Source organism: Parapedobacter composti (assembly GCF_900112315.1).
Lineage (GTDB): Bacteria > Bacteroidota > Bacteroidia > Sphingobacteriales > Sphingobacteriaceae > Parapedobacter > Parapedobacter composti.
Window position 1 is genome coordinate 1 of the sequence record NZ_FOLL01000040.1, and the last position, 5,541, is coordinate 5,541.

General features: G+C 54.7%; 2 tRNA genes and 3 rRNA genes. All 5 read right to left on the bottom strand.

Annotated elements, in window-relative coordinates:
* Positions 1-30: 30 nt before the first annotated feature.
* Positions 31-142, bottom strand: a 5S ribosomal RNA gene (gene rrf, locus BM030_RS19345).
* Between the two features lie 63 nt (positions 143-205).
* A 23S ribosomal RNA gene (locus tag BM030_RS19350) occupies positions 206-3,077 on the bottom strand.
* Positions 3,078-3,271: 194 nt separating this feature from the next.
* Positions 3,272-3,345, bottom strand: a tRNA-Ala gene (locus BM030_RS19355).
* Positions 3,346-3,352: 7 nt separating this feature from the next.
* A tRNA-Ile gene (locus BM030_RS19360) sits at positions 3,353-3,426 on the bottom strand.
* 118 nt (positions 3,427-3,544) lie between these two features.
* Positions 3,545-5,066, bottom strand: a 16S ribosomal RNA gene (locus tag BM030_RS19365).
* The 16S, 23S and 5S rRNA genes sit together here with 2 tRNA genes alongside, the layout of an rRNA operon.
* Positions 5,067-5,541: the final 475 nt, after the last annotated feature.

Consider the following 5,541-nt stretch of genomic DNA (forward strand, 5'->3'; position numbering starts at 1 on the left):
TGCGTTCTACGCAGCGGGGCATTGAATGAAATCCGGCACCGACCTACTCTCACGCCTGTTACGGCAATACCATCGGCTCTGGCGGGCTTAACTGCTCTGTTCGGGATGGGAAGAGGTGGACACCGCCGATATAGGCACCTGAATACCTTTATGACATATCATCGGAAGGAAACATGACAAAGAAAGAGGGCAACAGAACCTTCCGCTACGGAAGCTTTCGGGCTATTAGTACCGCTCGGCTTTGGTGTCGCCACCTTTAGACCTGCGGCCTATCAACCCCGTAGTCTACGGGGACCCTCTATGGAACAATCATCTCGTGGCAGGTTTCGCACTTAGATGCTTTCAGCGCTTATCCTGACCCGACTTAGCTACCCAGCAGTACACCTGGCGGCATAACTGGTACACCAGCGGTCGGTCCAGCCCGGTCCTCTCGTACTAAGGCCAGCCCCACTCAATGTTCCTACGCCCGCAACAGATAGGGACCGAACTGTCTCGCGACGTTCTGAACCCAGCTCGCGTGCCACTTTAATCGGCGAACAGCCGAACCCTTGGGACCTTCTCCAGCCCCAGGATGTGACGAGCCGACATCGAGGTGCCAAACCTCCCCGTCGATATGAGCTCTTGGGGGAGATCAGCCTGTTATCCCCAGAGTACCTTTTATCCTTTGAGCGATGGCCCTTCCATGCAGAACCACCGGATCACTATGTCCGTCTTTCGACCCTGTTCGGCTTGTCGGCCTCACAGTCAAGCAAGCTTGTGCCATTGCACTCCCCGTACGGTTACCAAGCGTACTGAGCTTACCTTTGAAAGCCTCCGTTACCTTTTTGGAGGCGACCACCCCAGTCAAACTACCCACCAAACAATGTCCCCCGCCATGCGGGGTTAGGAACCGGATACGCAAAGGGCGGTATTTCAAGGATGGCTCCACGAGTCCTGGCGAACCCGCTTCGCAGCCTCCCGCCTATCCTACACATCACGCACCCAGTCCCAATGTTAAGCTGTAGTGAAGGTTCATGGGGTCTTTCCGTCCCGTTGCGGGTAACCGGCGTCTTCACCGATACCACAATTTCACCGAGCTCATGGCTGAGACAGCGCCCAGATCGTTACACCATTCGTGCAGGTCGGAACTTACCCGACAAGGAATTTCGCTACCTTAGGACCGTTATAGTTACGGCCGCCGTTTACTGGGGCTTCGGTTCAATGCTTCGCCATTGCTGACTAACATCCCCCCTTAACCTTCCAGCACCGGGCAGGTGTCAGGCCTTATACTTCATCTTTCGATTTCGCAAAGCCATGTGTTTTTGTTAAACAGTCGCCTGGGCCTTTTCACTGCGGCTGGCTCACGCCAGCGCCCCTTCTCCCGAAGTTACAGGGCCATTTTGCCGAGTTCCTTAGCCATGATTCACTCGAGCACCTTAGGATTCTCACCCCAACCACCTGTGTCGGTTTGCGGTACGGGTTCTGGTTGCCTGGAGCTTAGCGGTTTTTCTCGGAAGCATGATTACCCACGCTATCGGCGCCCCCGAAGGTTTGCCGTACTGTCGGGCTTCAGCACAGGTGGCGGATTTGCCTGCCTCCCGTATACCTAAACCCTTCAACGCACTATTCCGTCAGTGCGCGGTGGTGTCACTTCTCCGTCCCCGCATCGCAGCAACCAAAAGTACGGGAATATTAACCCGTTGTCCATCGGAATCGCCCTTCGGCTTATCCTTAGGCCCCGACTGACCCTGATCCGATTAGCGTTGATCAGGAAACCTTGGTCTTTCGGTGGGCGGGTTTCTCACCCGCCTTATCGTTACTTATGCCTACATTTGCTTTTCCAGAAAGTCCACCCCATCTCGCGATGGGGATTCGCCCCCGCTGGAATGCTCCCCTACCGATATAAATATCCCATAGCTTCGGTAACACACTTGATGCCCGTTCATTATCCACGCCCGGCCGCTCGACTAGTGAGCTGTTACGCACTCTTTAAATGAATGGCTGCTTCCAAGCCAACATCCTAGCTGTCTAAGCAGCCGGACCTCGTTAGTCCAACTTAGCGTGTATTTGGGGACCTTAGCTGATGGTCTGGGTTCTTTCCCTCTCGGCCTTGGACCTTAGCACCCAAAGCCTCACTGCTGCGTATATCCTGCGGCATTCGGAGTTCGTCTGGATTTGGTAGGATGTGACTCCCCCGCACCCAATCGGTAGCTCTACCTCCGCAGGACTCTCCGCAACGCTGTTCCTAAAAACATTTCGGGGAGTACGAGCTATTTCCCAGTTTGATTGGCCTTTCACCCCTACCCTCGGTTCATCCGGAAGCTTTTCAACGCTTATCGGTTCGGCCCTCCAGTACCTGTTACGGCACCTTCAGCCTGACCAAGGGTAGATCACAAGGTTTCGCGTCTACCTCCACCGACTGCACGCCCTGTTCAGACTCGCTTTCGCTTCGGCTCCCCCACTCCAGTGGGTTAACCTCGCCGGTGAAGTGTAACTCGTAGGCTCATTATGCAAAAGGCACGCCGTCACCCCGAAGGGCTCCGACCGCTTGTAGGCACACGGTTTCAGGTTCTATTTCACTCCCCTGTTCGGGGTTCTTTTCACCTTTCCCTCACGGTACTGGTCCACTATCGGTCTCTCGGGAGTATTTAGCCTTGGCGGATGGTGCCGCCGGATTCCCACAGGGCGTCTCCGACCCCGCGGTACTCAGGATCCCACTAGGCCATGGTCGCTTACGTGTACGGGACTTTCACCCTCTCTGGTGCCGGCTTCCCTTCCGGCTTCCACTTCACTAACATGTGCCATATCGTGGTCCTACAACCCCGGATATGCCGTAACATATCCGGTTTGGGCTGTTCCGCTTTCGCTCGCCACTACTCACGGAATCACTGTTGTTTTCTCCTCCTACGCCTACTTAGATGTTTCAGTTCAGCGCGTTCGCGTATTATACGTCTATCCTTCAGATAGACAGGTTGCCCCATTCGGAAACCCACGGATCAATTCGCATTTGCCGATCCCCGTGGCTTATCGCAGCTTGTCGCGTCCTTCTTCGCCTCCGAGAGCCTAGGCATCCCCCGTGTGCCCTTCTTTACTTCCTTCACCCCAAAGCCCTTTTGCTCGCCTTGGGGCTGCTCCGGTCACGGTATAAACCGTAACCCTCTGTTGCCTTCTCTTCTCTTTCTCTTGTTTCCTTCCAATATGTCAAAGAACTTCTACGGATACGCGGCTCCAGATTTGCCCGAACCCGGCGGTAACGCCAGCATCCCGGTAACTCTTACCACGTGCCCGACTGTGGAGAATAACGGATTCGAACCGTTGACCCCCTGCGTGCAAGGCAGGTGCTCTAGCCAGCTGAGCTAATTCCCCATAACCGTAGTCCCGAGCAGACTTGAACTGCTGACCCCTACATTATCAGTGTAGTGCTCTAACCAACTGAGCTACGGGACTAGCTGCATTCATGCCTCTCCGGAACATCCGTGTAAGGGAACGGTGTCCTATTCTGCTTTCCTTTTATAAAACAAAAGATAATACATGCGCGCAGCGAGTGCCTCTCCGGACACTCTAGAAAGGAGGTATTCCAGCCGCACCTTCCGGTACGGCTACCTTGTTACGACTTAGCCCCAATTACCAGTTTTGCCCTGACACGCTCCTTGCGGTCACATGCTTCAGGCACCCCCGGCTTTCATGGCTTGACGGGCGGTGTGTACAAGGCCCGGGAACGTATTCACCGCGTCATTGCTGATACGCGATTACTAGCGAATCCAACTTCACGGGGCCGAGTTGCAGGCCCCGATCCGAACTGTGACCGGCTTTGCGGGATTGGCGCCCCATCGCTGGGTGGCTGCCCGCTGTACCGACCATTGTAGCACGTGTGTAGCCCCGGACGTAAGGGCCATGATGACTTGACGTCGTCCCCGCCTTCCTCACTGCTTGCGCAGGCAGTCTGGATAGAGTCCCCACCGTTACATGCTGGCAACTATCCACAGGGGTTGCGCTCGTTGCGGGACTTAACCCAACACCTCACGGCACGAGCTGACGACAGCCATGCAGCACCTAGTTTCGCGCCCCGAAGGGAAGCACCATCTCTGGTGCCGTCGCTAACTTTCAAGCCCGGGTAAGGTTCCTCGCGTATCATCGAATTAAACCACATGCTCCTCCGCTTGTGCGGGCCCCCGTCAATTCCTTTGAGTTTCACCCTTGCGGGCGTACTCCCCAGGTGGATGACTTAACGCTTTCGCTTGGACACCGGCATTCTATCGCCGACATCGAGTCATCATCGTTTAGGGCGTGGACTACCAGGGTATCTAATCCTGTTCGATCCCCACGCTTTCGTGCATCAGCGTCAATATCGCCTTGGTAAGCTGCCTTCGCGATCGGTGTTCTGTGGCATATCTATGCATTTCACCGCTACTTGCCACATTCCGCCTACCTCATCCGAATTCAAGCGCGCCAGTATCAACGGCACTGCGATGGTTGAGCCACCGTCTTTCACCACTGACTTAGCACGCCGCCTACGCACCCTTTAAACCCAATAAATCCGGATAACGCTCGGATCCTCCGTATTACCGCGGCTGCTGGCACGGAGTTAGCCGATCCTTATTCTCAGGGTACACTCAGCCCGGTACACGTACCGGGGTTTGTTCCCCTGCAAAAGCAGTTTACAACCCATAGGGCCGTCCTCCTGCACGCGGCATGGCTGGTTCAGGCTTGCGCCCATTGACCAATATTCCTTACTGCTGCCTCCCGTAGGAGTCTGGTCCGTGTCTCAGTACCAGTGTGGGGGATTCTCCTCTCAGAGCCCCTAGGCATCGTCGCCTTGGTAAGCCGTTACCCTACCAACTAGCTAATGCCACGCGAGCCCATCCGTCCCCTATCAATATTTGGTTGTCCCACGATGCCATGGAACAACGTCATGCGGTGTTAATCCCTCTTTCGAGGGGCTATCCCCCTGGGACGGGCAGGTTGCTCACGCGTTACGCACCCGTGCGCCACTCTCATCACCCCCGAAGGAGTGAATCCCGTTCGACTTGCATGTATTAGGCCTGCCGCTAGCGTTCATCCTGAGCCAGGATCAAACTCTCCATTGTAAATAATGAAGTGTAAGAATCGCTGACCCGAAAACTCAAATTATCTCAAGCAATCGGAATCATATTCTATTGTTAATGTCCAATCGCCCGGAAATGACTAGGTTTGAAATCTCCAGCTTTCGCCGGGTCTCCCCAAACTACTCGCTGCGCTACATGAATATCTTTTGCTTTAAAGAACTCTCTGCGCCTCCGCTCACGCTTCGGCTTATCTTCCCCCCGGTTAAAAAAACCAGGAATGAATATCTCTCTTATCTCTATCCCGCCAGCATCGCGCCGGCGGAACGGAACCTTTATTTAAACCCCTGTTCCGTTTGGGACTGCAAAGGTAGGAACTTTCCCCGAACCCCGCAAATCTTTTTTTTCTTTTTTTCCCCCGGAACCAATCCGACCCAAAAACCCAAACAAACAACCGGAAAAAAAACCTCAACGAACAACCGCCTCCTCCGAAACGGGACGCAAAGGTAGAAAGGTTATC